Consider the following 18,060-nt stretch of genomic DNA (forward strand, 5'->3'; position numbering starts at 1 on the left):
CCTAGAATAAGAAGGAGGGGCTTACAATGGAGCAGACAGAAGGTAATGGAGCTGCGACTGAAGCCTATGAAACCTATAAACCGCTGTTGTTCGCGCTAGCTTATCGCATGCTCGGCAGCGTTATGGATGCGGAAGATATTGTGCAGGAGGCTTTTGTAGCGATGAGCGAGATGAAGCTGGCGGATATCCGTCATCCGAAGGCGTATCTGTGCAAAGTCGTCACGAACCGCTGTATCGACCGCCTCCGCTCAGCCAGCAAGCAGCGCGAGGTGTATGTCGGGCCATGGCTGCCAGAGCCGTTAGTGGATGCAAGTCAATCGGAGGGTAATGAACCGTTCAGCTCCTATACCCAGAAGGAATCGTTATCGACCGCCTACCTGCTGCTGCTTCAGCAGCTCTCCTGGGTGGAGCGGGCGGTCTTCCTGCTGCGAGAAGTGCTGCAATATGACTACGATGAGATTGCAGATATTGTCGGCAAGAGCAGCACGAATTGCCGCCAAATCTTCCGCCGGGCGAAGGTGGCGATCAGCGGCATTCCAGAGCAGGAGCGGGAGCTTGCTGGCGCGAATGCCCAGCAGAAAGAGAAGAATCTCGTCGAGCAGTTCGTGCAGGCGCTCGTATCCGGCAACATGCCGCAGCTGCTCAGCATTGTGAAAGAAGGCGCTATTCTCTACCCGGATGGCGGCGGAAAAGTAAAGGCTGCCGTTCGGCCCATTCAAGGGGCAGAGCGCATTGCTGCGTACTTCCTCGGCATTATGGAGAAGCAGCTGCCTGAAGATAACCGCTTCGACTTCGCAGCGGTGAATGGCGGAACAGGCGTAATTGGATATACAGAAGGAAAGCCTTATTTTGTACTGACATTCGATGTGAACGAACAGCAGCAGATCTCTTCCTTCTATATTGTCGTCAATCCGGATAAGCTGAAGCACTTAGCATCTATGAACAGCTGAATAATACGTGTATCATGAATGAATACAGGAATGAATGCGATTTCATGGGGGTTGGCGAATCTAGATGCAAGGGATTGAATTAAGCAGGAGGTTCTATCACGAAATCGTAGAACCGATGATGCGGGAACACTCGGCATCGGACGATTACGCTGCAGCATTGATTGGTCCAGGCAGCGAAGTACTCGGCTTCGATACCGAGATGTCGCAGGATCACGACTGGGGACCGCGCGTATGCGTGTTCCTTGGAGCTAGCTATCCGGCAGAGGCGATAGAAGAGCTGCGTGCGCTGCTTGAGAAGAGGGCGTCGGAGCAGTTCCATGGTTTTCCGGTGGATACGGGTATGACCTTGATCACAACATTGCCGGCATATCTGAAGAGAAGACTCGGGCTAGACGTGAATGCAGCAGTCGATCTGCTAGACTGGCTTACTTTCCCATCGCAAACGCTGCTTGAGCTAACAAGTGGAGCTGTGTTCAAGGACGGAGCGGGAGAGCTAAAGGAGCTTCGCGGGCGATTCGCTTACTATCCAGATGATATCTGGCTCTATCTGATGATCTGCACTTGGCAGCGGATCGGGCAAGAAGAACATCTGATGAACCGCGCGGGATATGTAGGCGATGAGCTAGGCTCTGCCGTCATGGGCTCTCGCATCGTTCGTGATGTGATGAATCTGTGCTTCCTAATGGAGCGAAAGTACGCGCCTTATCCAAAATGGTTCGGAACCGCGTTCAAGCAGCTGGGCTGCGCAGAGCAGTTGCTGCCTCTCCTGTTGGAAGCGCAAGCGGCCACCAGCTGGAAAGTGCGGGAAGCTGCGTTAAACCGTGTGTACCGCGTGTTAGCTCGGATGCATAATGATTTGGGGCTAACGGATGTGAAGATAGGGGAGGAAGCGACTCCGTTCTTCACTCGTCCATTCAACGTTATGAATGGCAGCGACATTGCGGCTCTGCTCCGAGAACGCCTCCAAGACAGCCATATCCGCTGGCTGGCGGAGCACCGCCCAATCGGCAGCATCGACCAGATCACGGACAATACCGATGTCCGCAACATGCCTCAATCGGCTGCAACACGAGAAGCATTGAAGGCGCTCTATCATCGCGCTGAATAAGGAAACCCGCCGTCATGTTGGATGACGGCGGGTTTTTAGCTGAGAGAGCGAATACGCTCTCTCAGTTTCAATACATCTGCCAACATCCAGGCTCACGCGTCCAATTCTACGCCAGCACATAGTCTGCATTTTGCTACAGAAGGAAATCCCTCATCCGCTCCGAATTACTACATGATTCCGTTAATTAATCAACGCTACCAAAGCAAAGGGGTTAATTGAATGCAGAAGCAAGTGGATTCGAAAGCGAAAGCGAAAGTGTATCCAAGCGAAGTGCTGTTCGCTCGTGGAGAGCAGCGCGAGTTCAAGCATGATGCGAAGGAAGCGGCTTTTCTGCTTGGCGGTATCGGTACTGGCAATATTTCGCTCGGCGCGCGCGGCGAGCTCAGAGATTTTGAACTTTTCAATCGTCCGGGCAAAGGCAATCAGCTTTACTATAGCTTCTTCGCGATTTGGGCGAAGGCGCATGGCGGTGGCGAGCCGGTCGCCAAGGTACTGGAAGCCGAGCTGCAGCCGCCGTATGGGCTGAACGGCAAAGGGTATCACGCCGGCACGATGGCGGGGCTGCCGCGGCTGAAAGCATCGAAGCTGCGCGGAGAGTATCCGCTGGCCGAGGTGGAGTTTGAAGATGCGTCGCTTCCAGTCAACGTGAAATTGGAAGCGTTTACGCCTTTTATACCGCTCAATGCGGACGACTCAGGCATTCCCGCTGCCGTGCTTCGCTACAAGGTGAGTAATCCGTCCTCGCTGCCTGTCGATGTATCCATTGTAGGCAGCTTGTCCAATCCAGTCGGCTGGCAAGGGCTCGACCGGTTCGATAACACGCTGGTTGACGAGGTTGGCATAAATGAGCTGCGTAAGGAAGGGAGAATGACCGGCGTTCATTTCACATCGCCGAAGCTTCCTGCGGACCATCTGCGTAATGGCAGCATGAGCCTCCTCACAACGTCGGATGATGTGACGACGAAGCCGACTTGGCAGATCGGCAGCTGGTGGGATGGAGCGCATGAGTTTTGGGATGATTTTGCCGAGGATGGCAGGTTAGATCAAATACCGCCTGTCGATAACGAACAAGTCGCAATTGCGCCGCAATCACGGCTGCGCGTAGGCTCCATTGGCGGCTATGCGACAGTCCTACCGGGCGAAGAGAAAACGTTCGAATTCGTGCTGGCGTGGCATTTTCCGAATCGGCCGAAGCATTGGGATGAAGACTTCAAGCTTCAGCCGGGGGAGATTATTCGCAACCATTACGCGACCAAGTTTGCTGATGCTTGGGACGCTGGACGTTATTTAATAGAAGAGCTGGAGCGCCTGGAGCAAGGCACGCGTTCGTTCCATCAAGCGCTGTTCGGCAGCACCTTGCCTGCTTATGTGATTGATGCGCTGTCTGCGAACATGACGGTGCTGCGCAGCCCGACCTGCTTCCGTGTCGAAGGGGGCACCTTCTACGCGTTCGAGGGAAGCCATTCGCAGCATGGCAGCTGCCATGGAACCTGCACGCATGTATGGAATTATGCGCAGACGGCGGCATTCCTGTTCCCTGAGCTGGAGCGGAGCGCGAGGAATATCGAGTTTCTCGTCGAGACAGACGAGACCGGCAATATGGCCTTCCGCACGCAGCAGACCTTCGGCATGGGGCGTCACAATATGCCGCCGGCTGTGGATGGGCAGATGGGCACGATTGTCCGGCTGTACCGCGAGTGGAAGCTTAGCGGGGACCATGATTTCCTGCATAAATTGTGGGAAAAGGCAGGGCTGGCGCTTGATTTTGCATTCGGGCACTGGGATTCGGACGGCGACGGCGTGCTGGATAGCGAGCAGCATAATACGTACGATATTGAGTTCTTTGGACCGAACTCGCTCGCTAACTCGCTCTTCCTCGCAGCGTTGAAGGCTGGCGCAGAGATGGCGGCGTTCGTCGGCGATACGGATCGGGCTGAACGTTACACCGCGGCATTCGAGCGTGGGCAGAAGCGGGTCGACGAATTGCTCTGGAACGGCGAATATTATGTGCAGCGCATCGACGATGTGAACGCGCATCTGTATCAGTACGGCATCGGCTGCCTGTCGGACCAAGTGTTCGGCCAGTTCCTCGCGCATGTTGCGGGGCTTGGGTATATTTTGCCGGAAGCGCATGTGAAGCAAGCTGTCGCCTCGATCTTCAACTACAACTTCCGCACGGACTTCTACGGACATGCCAATGTGCAGCGCACGTATACGCTTAATGATGAGCAGGGCCTGCTGCTGTGTTCGTGGCCGCATGGCGGACGCCCGAAGGTTCCGTTCGTCTACGCGGACGAAGTATGGACGGGCATTGAGTACCACGTTGCCGCTCATCTCATCTACGAGGGCATGATTGAGGAAGGGCTGACGCTTGTCAAAGCGGTCCGCGACCGCCATGACGGCTATCGCCGCAACCCGTGGGCGGAGGAAGAGTGCGGCTATCACTATGCAAGATCGCTGGCAAGCTGGGCCGTGCTGCTGTCGCTTAGCGGTTTCACCTACGATATGCGTGAAGGGACGATCAGCTTCGCGCCGGTTATTGAACAGGATGATTTCAGCTGCTTCTGGAGCACGGGCACGGCTTGGGGCACGTACCGTCAGCAGCGAAACGCTGTAACTGGCGAGTTTACGAAGTCGCTGGATGTGCTGTATGGAGATGCGGGAAATGTGCGTTTGAAGGGATAAATAGCAGCATGAAGCCAGCATGATGAGACGAGGGGATTGAAGGAAGTGGATTTTCGAGAAGCGCTGCTTGGCTCCTTTGAAGATGAGGAGAATGTTCTACTATGCAACTCTATTCTCGGTATGTCGGACGCCGATCGAATTACAGCAGACATGAATCATTTCTGCAAAAGCCATCTTAATAGCCCGATCCGATCATGTCTGTCCGTTAGCTTCAGCGTCGGCGCTTCATTTGGCTTTGAGCTGGAGGATGGCAATCAAATCTTTGTGAAGCTCCATAAGCCTACATCAGCCGATACGATAACTGCCATTAGCAAGCCCTATTTGACTGCTGTTTCGAGTGTGCAGAGAGCTCTTGCGGTGAGCGGCTTTCCTTGTCCTCGCGTATTATTGGAGCCTACGGAGTTAGGTGCTGGAATCGCAACCGTCGATGCATTCGCCGCGCCTGGCGAACTGCGGGATGCCCATGAGCCAGCAATTCGAGCAGCTATTGCTCAAACACTGGCTCAATTGATTAAGAGCACCGAGCCGTACAAGGACACGCCGAATTTAGAGACCGGGAGATTTTGCACGAGTGAATCGCTCTATCCGATTCCTCATAATGACTTATTCAACTTTGAGCGGACAGCGAAGGGAGCCGAGTGGATTGACGCCATCGCGAATAGGGCCAAAAAGACCGTCAATCGCATTAACGGCAAGCTCGTGCTCGGCCACCTGGATTGGTCATTGAAACATTTTCGATTCAACGGCGACCATGTAGCGATGGTCTATGACTGGGATAGCCTGAAGCTGGAGGATGAGCTGAACATGCTCGGAATTGCGGCAGCTACGTTCACGACCACATGGGATATCCCTGTGAAAGTGACGCCATCCCAAGAGGAATCCTATGCGTTCGCCAAAGAATACGAGCGATTCCGCGGAGTAGCGTTTGCGGATGAGGAGTGGGCGAAAGCTTCCGCTGCGACTACGTATTGCATGGCATATGTTGCACGCTGCGAGCATGCGCTTGATTCAGATGGCAGTGGTTATGAAGGAAGCTTCCGTCAAGCGCTTGCTTCGATGGTCGGAGATTTTTATTTAGATTTATAGGTTAGGGACGGGAGCTGCTTTCCTTCAGGGGAGGCAGCTCTCTTATTGTTTGTGCTGGACTAGTGTTTATGTTCGTACCAAGTTGGTATGGCGCTTGCAAAATTCCGGTGATCGTCCAGAATAATCCGAATGCGATCCATCATGGAATCAATCTGCTCCGGTACGACTTTGAGCGTCCAAGTGATTGTTCCGAATATGGTCATAGCCGCATAGAGCGCGTATAGGTTCCAGAACTGCGTGGAAATCTGTTCGCCGCTGAAATACCCGTCGATTTGCCCGATCGAGAACGGAATGCTGACCTCTCGGCTGAAATACGCGACCTTAAAGAAATCATGATACGGGTCTCCCCAATCATAACGATTGAAGTCAATTGCCGCCGCGTACGTGCCGTGATGGATAAGCAGATTGGCCGGATGGAAGTCGTCATGCTGAAACCGATTCGGACGATCTTCAAGCAGCGGCAGGTACCTATTGATAAAAGCAATAACCGCATCTTCCTCTGGAAGCTTAACCCCGCAGCGGAAATACTCCTCCATCTGGCGGTTGTGCTTCGCAATCCTGCGTGTTGACCACGGTTCCAAGTGCTCAGGTGCTTCTACCTCGTGCATCATACGCAGTTCCTGACCAGCTGCAAATCCCACTTCGTGCTGTTCGTTTGCCGACATGGACGGAAGTTTCTCAGACGCATCTTCCCCTTCGACATAACGCAGCACCATGTAACATAACTGGAGCTCTTCGACTGTGCCGAAGACAACAGGCTCAGAGGTTCTAACTCCGTACCGGTAGACGCGACCTAACGTTTCAAACTCCAGTCGCTTCTGTTCGCTCTGACTGATCGGCGCAGTGCGGAGCACATAGGTCGGATTGTCGCTGTTCTCGTAGATGAGGTATTTGCCGTCATAGGAGAAGCCTTTATGGATCTTGGAAACAGCCGTCGCTGTACGAAGTTGAGGGATAAAAGCATGAATATCGGTGAGTTGCATGGGTAGGCTCCTTTCAAAGGTGGATGTGTAAGTGTTAGATTCAACGCAGTCAGTGGGAATCCCTTCCAGTTAGGGACGGGAGAGGGGTACGTAGTACTCCACATTGGCAGAAAATCGGCGAAATGGCGGGAAGAGGGGTACGTGGTACTCTATTAGCGAAAAATTGCGCGAAATGGTGGAAAGAGAGGTATGTGGTACTCCACATTGGCGGAAAACGGGGCCCCTCGCATACGCTAACGCTAACGGTTGTCGCGGGGGATATTTAGCCTAAAATCACTCTTTTGAATTTGTAACGGTTGCCAGCAACGTTATTCGGCGATTTGGGGTACGAGTTCTTCAGATATGGGCTCAATAACCTCTCTGGCAACCGTTAGAATTTAAAAGTGGTTATTATTACGCAAATAAGCACGGTCACAACCGTTAAAATTCTCAGGCTCCCTCGTTGCTACTACATACACGCATAACAAAAAAACGGTGAGAGTCCCCATAGAGTAGACTCCCACCACTTTATTCCTTAACCGACTCGAATCTCTTCAATCTCAAGCTCATAGCCTTCCGGCTGCTCGAACGCCAGCTCGACTCGCGAAGGCGCGACGACGCGAAGCTTCATGACGTTCGCCGCCGTATCCAGCGTCCAGTTTACGTCGATGCGGCCGCTGCCTGGCAGCGGAACGCTTCCGCGCGCCCAAGTGAGACCGACCGGCTTCGGTGCGATCGACACCTTCGTCCAGCCTGGGCTTGCGCCGCGAACGCCGAGCACCTCGGCGCCGAGGAAGAACGCGGGCCCCGCGGACCAAGCGTGGCAATGACTGCGCGTAAGCATCTTCGCATTATGCGTAATGCCGCTTGTCGGATACACTTCCCACGTGCTCGTTGCACCGTTGTCGACCATCGCGCCGTATTGGTGCAGAATGTCCGCAGTCATCGTATCCTGATGCCCGAGCTTCGCAAGCGCTTCGTAATAGAAGAAGGACATGAACGGGCTGCCGATCTGGACAAAATGAGCCGGAGGCTCAACGACATAACCATCCAGCACCTCAGCACGATCGCCATCCGCAATTTCGCAGAGCATCGCGATAACTTGCGTTTGCATACTCACCGTTGAGGATGGACGTCCGTCAATGTGAATGCAATCCAAGTACGCGGCGCGGCCTTCATCCCACAGGTGCGCATTGATCGCGCTGCGGAGTTGCACGGCTTGCTCCAGCAGATCCGTGCCACCAGCCTCATCGCCTGCGGCCGAAGCAAGCGCAGCCGCATCGCGGAGCGACTTGACGAGGAACATATTTTGCGGTGTGACGACGCCATCGCCCGGCTGTTCGAAGTTCGCCCAATCGAGAAGGTTCCATCCTCGCTTGCAGAGAAGTCCGCGTGCATCAATATGTTCCAAGTAATGTTCCAGCGTGAACCGAACATGCGGCCACATATCCCGCGCGAACTGTTCATTGCCCGTATATTGATAATGCTCCAGGCAAGCGGTGATCCAGAAGAAGGTCCAGTTCGGGATGACGCTGCTCCAGCCGCTTGGCACCTGATCGCCATAGAGCGGCGATTGGAACGCAGAACCGGGAACAAGCCGCAAGCAGCGTTCAACGATATCCGCATCGCCAAATGCATAATAGTTGATTAGAGAAGCGTTGCGCGCATCGCCGACCCAGTACGTCTGCTCGAATGCAGGGCAATCCACGAACGTATCTTCCATGCAGAGGCGCGTCGAGTCCCGGCTAATTCGCCAAATTTCATTCAGCATCGCATTGCTGGATTGGAACACGCCGACATTTGCGACAGGGAAATTGCTTTGCAGCAGCTTCACTTCTACGAGCTTCACAGGACGCGAGGCACCTCGCACGGTAATCGCCAAGTACCGCAGACCGCGGCGCACGACAGATACATAAGACTGTCTGCCTTCACGGCATGTGTAGCGGAACGTGTTGTCCAGCTCATACGTGTGCTGGCGCCAGCCGTCACGCATGAATTCGAATCCGTAGCCGTCGATAACCGTGCCTTCAGCTGCATCGACCTCGAAGGCAATATACCCGGAGAGCTCCCTGCCAAAATCAATGACAAGCTCGGTGTCCAGCTCTGCATGGACAGGCACAACAGCGGAGTTGCCGCTAGCAAGCACGGCTTGCTGCAATTGAACCGGCACAGGCAGCGGCCGTTCAATAACATGCCACACGGACTCGCCGTACACATCGGTTCTCGTAAACAGATCCTCCGGCACCTCGCGCACCCATTCCGAGTGATTGCTTAGCAGCTGTTCGGCTGAGCCAACCCCGAGCATGATTTGGTGCTCCGGTTGTTCCTTGCGGATGGACGTATCCGGCTGATGGTCGATATGCTCGGCCCAGTCGAATGGTCCAATTGCAGCGAATGGAACGGAGCTGAACCCGCCTGCCCCACCTGACGCGCCCTCGCCGCCTGCAAGCGGAGAACGTACCTCGAACGCCACATCCGCGTGGAAGCCGAGGTGATAGCTATGACCATGCGAGCCCCGGCTCAGATCGAACAGCAGGAAATGCTCGCCGGCAGGAAGCTCCGCCGATACGAACTGCTGCGGATTCTCGCCATAGTAGTCTGTAGAATCAAACCATTTGCCATCCACACTTACCCGAAGCGGAATTCGGCCGTTATCGACGCTGCCAATTGTGAAGGTTGCTGCCTCAGACAGTGTAACCACAGTTGCCATAAACCCGACGAAAGAAAGCGGATTTGCATGATTAACACTCTCCGGCACAAGCAAGGTCCGAACATCGAACACGCCATTCCAAGCAGCTGGCTTCACGAAGTTCATCTCTTCCACACGGGCAGGATAGATTGGTTCCTCTGTTAGATAGGGAATCGATCTTGGTACAAGGCTCGTCCAAGGAGCCATACCAGCACTGCCGATAACGTCAGCCGATTCCCAAGCAGAATCATCGAAAGCCGATTCCGTCCATGCAGCGTTCACGCTTCTTGCATCATATCGCTCGGCAAAAGGTAGCTGGCACGAAATACGCGAGGAGCGCGCGTCGTAACCATCATGCTCCGTCGTCTTCCAGCTCGCATCCGTTGCAGCAATAACGCGCTCGGTTCCATTCTCAGCAACAGTAGCCACCTGCAGCAGCAAGCCGCCTCTGCCGCGCAAATATTGGAATGTCGCGACACCATAGTGCAGCACTAGAACTGCAATCGTATTGCTGCCGGCTTTCAATAGATGCCCGATCTCATATTCATCATAAGCAAGCTCGAACGGCCAAGACCGAACCGGTCCGCGTCCAACTTGCACCCCATTGACATAAAGCACATAGCGAGAGTCAGCCGTCAGCTTCACCGTCGTATTGCTGCTGCCCTCCGCCTCGTATTGAAAGCTATTGCGGAAACAACGCCACGCATTGCGCGGGCTTTCTTCTCCTGATCCCCAAATCCATGATGCTTGCCACATTGATAAGCAGCCTCCTTCAATTGTAGACATATCGTTATCTCCCTCATTGTAATGGAGAATGTCCTCCTTGAAAGGGTTTGATTCAGACATTTATAGGGGTCATTTCAGACATGTGTATATACGAGTTTGAGCCAAAAGCCCCGTCAAGTGAAGCATAAGAGCCCGAATCGACCCTATCCCAGCAAAAAGGCTGATTTTGCCGCTGAATTGGGGTGTAGGCCGAGCAGATCAATTATTTTCGCACGAGAGGGGAAAATAAAGCGCTTACCATTGTTGGCCGCTATGATACAATGTCAGCAATTGGATGAGCAGATACCTGCAATCTTGCATGAGGAGGACCTTTCGCATATGAAGGCAAGTCTCGGATTTCGATGGCCCCACAACCTACGGAGCGCTCCTGTACCGAAGGAACGCCAGCTTGGCAGAGAAGCGATTATTGCGCTAATTATCCACGGTTGTTTTCAGTTCGGCGCCTCGATGTCTGGTCTGTTTCTGAATTTGTATCTATGGCGCCTCACGCAGGATCTTGCAGTTAACGGTTTCTATAACATGATCGTATTCTTATTCACGCCTGTCGCCTTCGCACTCGGAGGATGGATTACGAAGCGGAAGGACCGGATGGTCACCTATCGACTCGGTATCCTGACTATTGCGGTATTTTACCTGCTCGTCATTATTGCACAGGAGAAGGTAGCGGAATGGTACATGCTCTTCGCGATCTTCCATGGCATGGCGAGTGGCTTCTATTGGACCGGGTATCTCGTGCTGCAATACGATGTGTCGACGGAGACGAACCGGATTCGTTTTCTCGCGATTAATATGATCGTCTTCAACGGCGCGGGGCTGGTCGGTCCTGCACTGGCAGGGTTTGTTATCCGCCTGAATGAGGGGCTTCAAGGCTATATTATTACGTTCCTTTTTGCATTCGTTATGTTCGTGCTCGCCTCCGTCATTAGCTTCCGAATACCGACTGTTCCGACGCATCATCGCGCATACCATCTGAATTTAATGGGGATCGTCATGCGCAAGAACGCGGTGTGGCTCAAGGGGCTGGCCTCATTCTTCGTGCTCGGCTTGTTTCAAGGAATTATGCTGTTTCTGCCGAATATATTACTCTATCAAACCGTTGGACGAGAGGACTTGGTCGGCTACTTCGGCGTCTTCTTCGCCGCGCTGACCGTTGGAACAGGCTATGTCATCTCTCGCAAAGCGAAGAAAGAGCAGGTGCGGAAGTACGTGCTGTTCTCGACGACCGGCATTCTGTTCGGGGCGGTGTTCCTGCTCTATGATGTTTCGACGTGGACGGTAGTTATTTTCATGATGATGTTCTCGATTTGCAACCCGCTTGCGGTCAACACGCTGACCTCATACTATTACAGGCTTATCGGCACACTTCCGCTAAAAGGGCAGCTGAAGGTAGAGTCGGTCGTCATGCGCGAGGTGTTTCTGAATGCAGGACGGATCCTGTCGATCACGCTGCTGCTGTGCTTCTCCAAGAATCTCGACTCCATCTGGCTGCCGGTTGTGCTCACAGGTTCGGCTGCAATGCAATACTTGTTGTTCTGGTTAATACGAGAATAAGAATCGGAGGAGATGGCCCAGATGAGTACGAAGACAGATTGGATTCAAGCTGGCAGCGTCGCAGAATTGCGGGAAAAAGGTGCAGCCGTCGTTCGAGGCGGTATTGCTGTGTTCTCTCATGAGAATCAGATCTTTGCCGTCGATAACCGTTGTCCGCATCTTGGTTTTCCGCTTCATATGGGCAGCCTTTGCGATGGAATCCTGACCTGCCACTGGCATCATGCGCGGTTCGACGTCTGCAGCGGCGGAACGCTTGATCCGTGGGCGGACGATGTGCCATCTTATGAGGTGAAGATCGAAGACGAGCAAGTGTATGTCAACCCGAGACCAAGATCGGCGAATCATGTTGAGAAATATAAAGAGCGGTTAATGGAAGGGCTTCAGCAAAATATTAGCATCGTCATCGCCAAAGCGGTTGTCGGTCTCGTTGAAGCGAATGTCTCTGATGCAGAAATTGCGCGGATTGGCATTCGGTTCGGTACCGAGAACGGCAATGGATGGAACTCAGGCCTGACGATCCTGACAGCGATGGTCCGGATTATTCCGAAGCTAGATAAGCAGGGGCGGATTCTTGCACTCTATCAGGGGCTTGTTCATGTCGCGCGAAACAGCTCCGGCCGCAGCAGCCGTCATCTGTTGGGGGCGCTGCCGTCAGCAGACGTATCCTTCGAGCGGCTTGCCGGCTGGTATCGCAATTGCATTGAAGTGCGGGATACGCAAGGGGCGGAGAAGCTGGTTATTACCGCGATCGACAAAGGAATGAGTGTGGAGCAGCTCGCGGATATGATGCTCATTGGAGCAACGGATCATTTCTATCTCGACGGCGGGCATGTGTTCGATTTCCATAACAAGGCGTTCGAAGCGCTTGAGCTTGCAGAGAACGGACAAGAGAAGCGCATCCTGACGTCGCTGCTGCATATGATGGGCAACCCGACGCGAAGCGAGGAGCAGCATCATTGGCAGGCGCCGGTTAACTTGGTCGAGCCGATACAAGAGGCGGTGCGGCAGCTAGCGGAGCGAGGTGGTTCTGGCGTAGGCGAGGGTATAAGCGTGAATCAGGATGAGAGCTTCATCCTGGAACAGCTGCTAAGCGAACAACCGCTCCAAACGATAGAGCTGGTAAGGGATCTGTTGCTAGCCGGCATGGCTCCAGCTAAGCTGGCCCAGCTCGTGACGCTTGCCGCAGCGGAGCGGGTCGTGCGCTTCCATACGCAGAATGACTTCCGCGATTGGGTCGCGGTGCTGCATACATTCACATATGCGCATGCCGTGCATGAGCGGCTGCTGCGCTCGGAAGAACCGCTGCTTCAGCGGGCGATCTTCCACGGGGCGATCAGCGTCTACCTCGATCGCTTCTTGAATGTTCCGGCAGCGAAGCGTCCGAAGGCAACGGCTGGCAGCGGCGAGACCGCGGCTGTGCCGAGCACGGAGGAGCTGCTGCAGCTGCTCGATCAGCGCCAGCAAGTCGATCGCGCGGCGCAATGGACGGCGAACTATCTGGAGCGCGGCGGGGAAGTCGGCTCGCTGTTGAACACGCTTGGCGCTGCGCTGCTTCGGGAGGATGCGGAGTTCCATACGTTCCAAATGTACGAGGCGGCTGTTGCGGAGTACGAGCGCTGGTCGGTAAGGCAGGATGCTTTCGCTCTTCGTGCGCAAGAGACGATGCTTCTCGCATGTACGCGCTACTTGGCGGCGCATGCGCCAACCGCCCGCGAGCTCCCGCATACGGCGCAGATCGCATGGCGGCTGCATCGCGGCGAGCGATTGTTCGAGGAGTAAGAAAAGAAGAAGGCGGCTTTTCACTTTTCTATAAAGTGGAAAGCCGCCTTTTGCAATCATTCAGCATGAAGCTGTTCACCTCGCTCGCATTCTGAACGATCGGGAGTGGCATCTGTGTTTGCCAGAAGCCATTTACTTAAATAGCTGGGCAGTTTGAATCTGGCTGCCGATTGCTTCGCGCTAGCTGATTGCTTCGCTTTTTGCGTTTGCTGGCGTACTTTTGCCTGACGGATGAGCTCTGCTTGTTGAATATTTCGCTCAAGCTCCTCTTGCTGGTACTGCCACAATTTCTCATTTGTGTAAGTGCTATTGTGCTGTAACATGTCGTTTCCCCCTCTGCCGTTTATAGATTTATTATGCGCTGGCTAAAAGGGGATAAAAAGAGTAGAATCTTCGTAACAAACTTCCCCTTTTATGGCGAATGGAGGTCATGCGAGATGCAAAGCGGTACGGCGGAACGGTATTTGGACTTATATAAGCGGTTTGCAGGGGAGAATGCAATGGGTATTGGCACGCCAATTGAAGTCTCGCTTGAAGAACTTGCGGAGGTGCTCTTTTGCACGACGCGCAACGTGAAGCTTGTGCTGCGCAAGATGGAAGACGAGGGGCTTATCGAATGGCTGCCGGGGCGGGGACGCGGGAATCGGTCGCGGCTTGTTTTTCGGTCAGAGCGGGATGCTATGCTGCTCGATCTGGCGCGGCAAATGGCGCAGCGAGGCGATTATAAACTCGCTTTCGAGCTTATTCATAAGCATGGAATCGGATCTCAGGTGAATGAGCGGTTCACGGAGTGGCTTAATCATCATTTTGGCTATCGGGCCGAAGTGGAGGATGGGAAGAGGCTCGTCGATACGTTGCGAATGCCTGTCCTTTATCCTATCGTTACGCTCGATCCGGGCGAAGTCTATTTTTCGTTCGATGCCCATATGGTCCGGCAAGTCTTCGACTGCTTGGTAGAATTGGATACGGCAACCGGACGGGTTGTCCCAGCGCTCGCACACGCGTGGGAATGCAATAATGATGCGAGTGTATGGCATTTCCATCTGCGTAAAGGCGTTCATTTCCATAATGGACATCCGCTGACGGTGGAGGATGTTCTGTTTACGCTCGAGCGGCTGCGAGCAGGTAAGGCACATAGTTGGGTGCTGCGTTCCGTCGTGAAGATTGAAGCGGTAGGGCCGCGCACCATTCGCATTGAGCTTGCGAAGCCGAACCGGATTTTCCATCGTTTCATGTGCTCAACGACGGCTTCCATTGTACCGCGGGATGCCGTGTTGAAGGAGGGAGAGGCATTCTGGCGAAGCCCGGTAGGAACGGGGCCATTCATGATTACCGAGTGGAATGAGGACCGGCTTATGCTCGCGGCCAATCCGAGCTACTACCATGGGAGAGCGCATCTGGATGGCGTCGAGATTGCCTTTATGCCTCCGGAGCACGGGATATCCTCGCGTAAATGCTGGGAGAAGCTGCTCGTGGATCATAACAGTCAAGAACAGCAGACGGATATGGATCTGGATTCGGTCGAGGTTCTCAGCCAGGGCTGCACGCTCATTACGTGGAACATGAGGCGGCAAGGTCCTCAGCAGTCACCGCTCTTTCGCAAAGCGATCGATCTGCTGATTGACCGGAAACGGATGATCGAGGATCTCGGCGAAGAGCGGATGTATCCGGCGCGCGGATTCCGTCCAGATGAGCACACACCATACCGGAGCGTACGGTATGATCCTGCTGAAGCGGATTTGCTGCTTCGCGCAGCAGGGTATGATGGTACGCCGATTACGTTGTTTGCGAGCAGCAGCTACCGGGAGGATACGGCATGGATTCAGGCTCGCTGTGCTGAGCACGGAATTCCGGTCAATATTCAGATCCAAGATGGCATCGACTATATAAGGCGCAGAAATGTGAGCGAGGCGGATTGCGTGCTGTACAGCATTGTGCTGGATCAAGACGAGGTATGCGAGGTAGAATCCTATGAGCAGCAAGGCAGCTTCTTGAAGGAACACCTTCACCCCGAATTCTTCGAATGGTCCAAGCTGCAGATCGACCTCGCACTCGCCGCGAAGACCGATGACGAGCGGCGCATTCTGCTCGGACAGATCGAGGAGCGGCTTCGCGAGGAGACATACGTGCTGTTCCTCATCCACCGGAAGAACAACGCAGCATACCAGCCGGGGCTGAAAGGCATTACAGTCTCGCCTCTCGGCTGGATCGATTTCAAGGACGTGTGGGTGCAGAGCACGGGGAAATCGATTGTAGGTGTGTGAATTCATAGTGGGGGCATTTCTGGCGAAGATGCTGAGAGAACATATACGTGCTCTCAACATCGAAAACACGCCGAAAGTTGGCTGAGAGCACACATGTGTGCTCTCGTCGCCGTTGTTGAACAAACTAACCCATTTTTTGTGGCTGAGAGAACGTATACGTGCTCTCAGTATCCAAAACACGCCGAAAGTTGGCTGAGAGAACATTTATGTGCTCTCGTCGCCGATGTTGACCAAACTAACGCATTTTTTGTTGTGTTCCGTAGGTTTGTAGCAGTAGTTACTAGAATGAAAGCTGAAAAAGCCTCTCTCGGCGTACGAAAGCAGGGTTTAGTCTAGATGAGAGCGGGAAAAGCCGCTCTCAAAGAACAAAAAGCCAGTAAAAGCATCAGTTACTGGAGTGAAAGCGGAAAAAGCCTCTCTCGTCGCGCGAAAGTAAGGGTTAGCCTAGATGAAAGCGGGAAAAGCCGCTCTCAGAGAGCAACAAGTTCAGTAAGAGCAGTGGTTACTGGACTGAAAGCGGAAAAAGCCTCTTTCGTCGCGCGAAAGTAGGGGTTAGCCTAGATGAGAGCGGGAAAAGCCGCTCTCATCCGCCACACTCAGGGAGCTGGCCGCTGCCCCTCCAACTCCGGCAGAAGAGTCACGCTCTCCTGCTGGTTGGGGTCGGTGCGGGCGATGACGGCTGAGCATGGCTCCGTATCGGATACGTTATACGTCAGATGCGGGACGCCTGCCGGGATGTACAGAAATTGCCCTGCCTCCACCTCGACGTACTGCTCGAGCTGCTCGCCGTGCCACATGGCTGCTTTTCCACGGAGCACATAGATCGCCGTCTCGTGATCTTGATGCAAATGCGCTTTGCTGCGTCCGCCTGGCGGTATGGTCAGCAGATGCATACAGATTCCTCGCGACCCGGTGCTCTCTGCCGAGATGGCTTCCATATAATCAAACCCTTGCTTCCCCTGACTCTCGCTCGTCGTACGAATCACTTTGCACTGACCTTGCCCCGGAATTTTACTCATACAGCCCGCCTCCCCGCATAATAACCGTGCCTCTCCTAACCTATTCCACACCTAAGAGAACTCGACCTCTCACTACATAACCGCCCAAAATTTTCCTTAAATCCTGCAACAAACACAGGATTTTCACTCTTACAAGAGAATAGAAATAGCAGCCCACCTAAACATGAGAATGGAGCTGTATACATGACAAGATTAGTAGTCGTCACAGTAGGCTTCACCCATAGCGGTAAATCGACTTTCGCCCGAGCGTTAGAGCAGCAGCTAACGGGTTCGGTCGTGATCGACCAGGACAATCATGCGGAGTTCATCAACTCCTATTACAGGAAGCTTCAGCCAACTGAAGGCCCGAATCAACTCAAATTTGCCGTGACCCAAACGATTGTCAATTACGCTATCCACCAGACCGATCACCATCTCATTATGTGCAATTCTAACCGGGATCGAGAGGGACGTCAGCGGCTGCTGAAGCATTTTCAGCATGAGGGCTTCATTACCGTACTCGTTGAATTCGATCTACCAGATCATATCCTCGAGGAGCGGGTGGCAAGCAGCGAGCGCAGCAAAAAGATTTTTCGGTCCGCTGCATCCTTCCAAGAAGTGCTCCGCAGGCAGAAGGCGGACCCACTCAAAGACGCCATGAATAAGCCTACAGCTGATGAAGCTGACTTTATGTACACCATTCAATCCACTGACGATGTACAGCCAACGATTGAACAGATCATCCAAATTGCAATAGAGACGGAGCCCGCGCAAAAAAGACATTGAGCCGAATTGGAAGTATCTTCATCCCGGTGAGTGAGTCGACGTGTTCGATCCGGATGGGAACCGAATTAATATCATTCACGCGACATCGCATGCACAACCCGCCAAATCGTAGATAGACAACTCTAGCAAAAGCCAGTATGATGAAACGATGAATTGAATATCGGATCCGTAAAGGTGCATTCTTGCGTGTAGCAAGGATTGCTTAAAAGGGAAGTTCGGTCAAAAGTCCGACGCGGTCCCGCCACTGTAATTGAGGAGCGACTCTAGTAATGCCACTGGTTCGTAAGCTGAACTGGGAAGGTTAGAGAAGCGATGATTCATGAGCCAGGAGACCTGCCTTTGCGTGAGTGTTTCCCAATTCTTCGGGAGGTGAGAATTGGAAGCGGAAGCTTGACACATTGCTGTCAGCTTTATTT

General features: G+C 53.6%; 12 protein-coding genes and 1 riboswitch. Of the genes, 8 read left to right on the forward strand and 4 right to left on the reverse strand.

All coding sequences use genetic code 11. The features are described from left to right. The first annotated feature begins 26 nt into the window (after positions 1-26). The 4 genes from AC0YNX_RS18035 to AC0YNX_RS18050 all read left to right on the forward strand — a co-directional run bounded on the left by AC0YNX_RS18035 (position 27) and on the right by AC0YNX_RS18050 (position 5,829). The gene (locus AC0YNX_RS18035; protein ID WP_475817091.1) at positions 27-950 is read left to right on the forward strand and encodes an RNA polymerase sigma-70 factor; all 924 of its coding nucleotides are present in this window, start codon (positions 27-29) and stop codon (positions 948-950) included. Positions 951-1,014: 64 nt separating this feature from the next. Continuing rightward, on the forward strand, positions 1,015-2,058 hold the full coding sequence (locus AC0YNX_RS18040) for a DUF4037 domain-containing protein (protein ID WP_475817092.1): 1,044 nt from the start codon (positions 1,015-1,017) through the stop codon (positions 2,056-2,058). A gap of 219 nt (positions 2,059-2,277) precedes the next feature. Continuing rightward, positions 2,278-4,743, forward strand: a complete 2,466-nt coding sequence (locus AC0YNX_RS18045) for a GH116 family glycosyl-hydrolase (protein ID WP_475817093.1) — start codon at positions 2,278-2,280, stop codon at positions 4,741-4,743. Between the two features lie 45 nt (positions 4,744-4,788). Beyond that, a complete protein-coding gene (locus AC0YNX_RS18050; protein WP_475817094.1) occupies positions 4,789-5,829 on the forward strand; it encodes an aminoglycoside phosphotransferase/kinase family protein in 1,041 nt (346 codons plus the stop codon). 59 nt (positions 5,830-5,888) lie between these two features. Here the strand turns inward: AC0YNX_RS18050 and AC0YNX_RS18055 are convergent, their stop codons facing one another. Both AC0YNX_RS18055 and AC0YNX_RS18060 read right to left on the reverse strand, forming a co-directional pair. Next, complete coding sequence (locus AC0YNX_RS18055) at positions 5,889-6,812, reverse strand: phosphotransferase family protein (RefSeq protein WP_475817095.1); 924 nt, start codon at positions 6,810-6,812, stop codon at positions 5,889-5,891. A gap of 514 nt (positions 6,813-7,326) precedes the next feature. Next, positions 7,327-10,236: a family 78 glycoside hydrolase catalytic domain gene (locus AC0YNX_RS18060; RefSeq protein ID WP_475817096.1), complete on the reverse strand. Its 2,910-nt coding sequence runs from the start codon at positions 10,234-10,236 to the stop codon at positions 7,327-7,329. A gap of 348 nt (positions 10,237-10,584) precedes the next feature. Between AC0YNX_RS18060 and AC0YNX_RS18065 the strand changes: the two genes are divergently transcribed. Together AC0YNX_RS18065 and AC0YNX_RS18070 are read left to right on the forward strand one after the other, a co-directional pair. Further along, positions 10,585-11,817, forward strand: a complete 1,233-nt coding sequence (locus tag AC0YNX_RS18065) for an MFS transporter (RefSeq protein ID WP_475817097.1) — start codon at positions 10,585-10,587, stop codon at positions 11,815-11,817. Between the two features lie 21 nt (positions 11,818-11,838). Further along, positions 11,839-13,596: a Rieske (2Fe-2S) protein gene (locus AC0YNX_RS18070; protein ID WP_475817098.1), complete on the forward strand. Its 1,758-nt coding sequence runs from the start codon at positions 11,839-11,841 to the stop codon at positions 13,594-13,596. 56 nt (positions 13,597-13,652) lie between these two features. Here the strand turns inward: AC0YNX_RS18070 and AC0YNX_RS18075 are convergent, their stop codons facing one another. After that, a complete protein-coding gene (locus AC0YNX_RS18075) occupies positions 13,653-13,919 on the reverse strand; it encodes a hypothetical protein (RefSeq protein WP_475817099.1) in 267 nt (88 codons plus the stop codon). A 114-nt stretch (positions 13,920-14,033) separates the two neighbouring features. On the opposite strand from AC0YNX_RS18075, the gene AC0YNX_RS18080 reads away from it, so the two are divergent. Next, positions 14,034-15,860 (forward strand): ABC transporter substrate-binding protein, encoded by a 1,827-nt coding sequence (locus tag AC0YNX_RS18080; RefSeq protein ID WP_475817100.1) that lies wholly within the window; start codon positions 14,034-14,036, stop codon positions 15,858-15,860. Positions 15,861-16,456: 596 nt separating this feature from the next. Here the strand turns inward: AC0YNX_RS18080 and AC0YNX_RS18085 are convergent. Further along, positions 16,457-16,879: a cupin domain-containing protein gene (locus tag AC0YNX_RS18085; protein WP_475817101.1), complete on the reverse strand. Its 423-nt coding sequence runs from the start codon at positions 16,877-16,879 to the stop codon at positions 16,457-16,459. 183 nt (positions 16,880-17,062) lie between these two features. Here AC0YNX_RS18085 and AC0YNX_RS18090 point away from each other — a divergent pair, with 183 nt between their 5' ends. Further along, on the forward strand, positions 17,063-17,644 hold the full coding sequence (locus AC0YNX_RS18090; protein ID WP_475817102.1) for an ATP-binding protein: 582 nt from the start codon (positions 17,063-17,065) through the stop codon (positions 17,642-17,644). A 155-nt stretch (positions 17,645-17,799) separates the two neighbouring features. Beyond that, a riboswitch (cobalamin riboswitch) is annotated at positions 17,800-17,999 on the forward strand. Positions 18,000-18,060: the final 61 nt, after the last annotated feature.

The organism is Paenibacillus sp. J31R98, from assembly GCF_056269245.1.

What these genes read in the sequence shown, in the direction of transcription:
- AC0YNX_RS18035 (WP_475817091.1), top strand. Translation starts at nt 27, where the DNA reads ATGGAGCAGACAGAAGGTAATGGAGCTGCGACTGAAGCCTATGAAACC.
- AC0YNX_RS18040 (WP_475817092.1), top strand. Translation starts at nt 1,015, where the DNA reads ATGCAAGGGATTGAATTAAGCAGGAGGTTCTATCACGAAATCGTAGAA.
- AC0YNX_RS18045 (WP_475817093.1), top strand. Translation starts at nt 2,278, where the DNA reads ATGCAGAAGCAAGTGGATTCGAAAGCGAAAGCGAAAGTGTATCCAAGC.
- AC0YNX_RS18055 (WP_475817095.1), bottom strand. Translation starts at nt 6,812, where the DNA reads ATGCAACTCACCGATATTCATGCTTTTATCCCTCAACTTCGTACAGCG.
- AC0YNX_RS18060 (WP_475817096.1), bottom strand. Translation starts at nt 10,236, where the DNA reads ATGTGGCAAGCATCATGGATTTGGGGATCAGGAGAAGAAAGCCCGCGC.
- AC0YNX_RS18065 (WP_475817097.1), top strand. Translation starts at nt 10,585, where the DNA reads ATGAAGGCAAGTCTCGGATTTCGATGGCCCCACAACCTACGGAGCGCT.
- AC0YNX_RS18070 (WP_475817098.1), top strand. Translation starts at nt 11,839, where the DNA reads ATGAGTACGAAGACAGATTGGATTCAAGCTGGCAGCGTCGCAGAATTG.
- AC0YNX_RS18075 (WP_475817099.1), bottom strand. Translation starts at nt 13,919, where the DNA reads ATGTTACAGCACAATAGCACTTACACAAATGAGAAATTGTGGCAGTAC.
- AC0YNX_RS18080 (WP_475817100.1), top strand. Translation starts at nt 14,034, where the DNA reads ATGCAAAGCGGTACGGCGGAACGGTATTTGGACTTATATAAGCGGTTT.
- AC0YNX_RS18085 (WP_475817101.1), bottom strand. Translation starts at nt 16,879, where the DNA reads ATGAGTAAAATTCCGGGGCAAGGTCAGTGCAAAGTGATTCGTACGACG.
- AC0YNX_RS18090 (WP_475817102.1), top strand. Translation starts at nt 17,063, where the DNA reads ATGACAAGATTAGTAGTCGTCACAGTAGGCTTCACCCATAGCGGTAAA.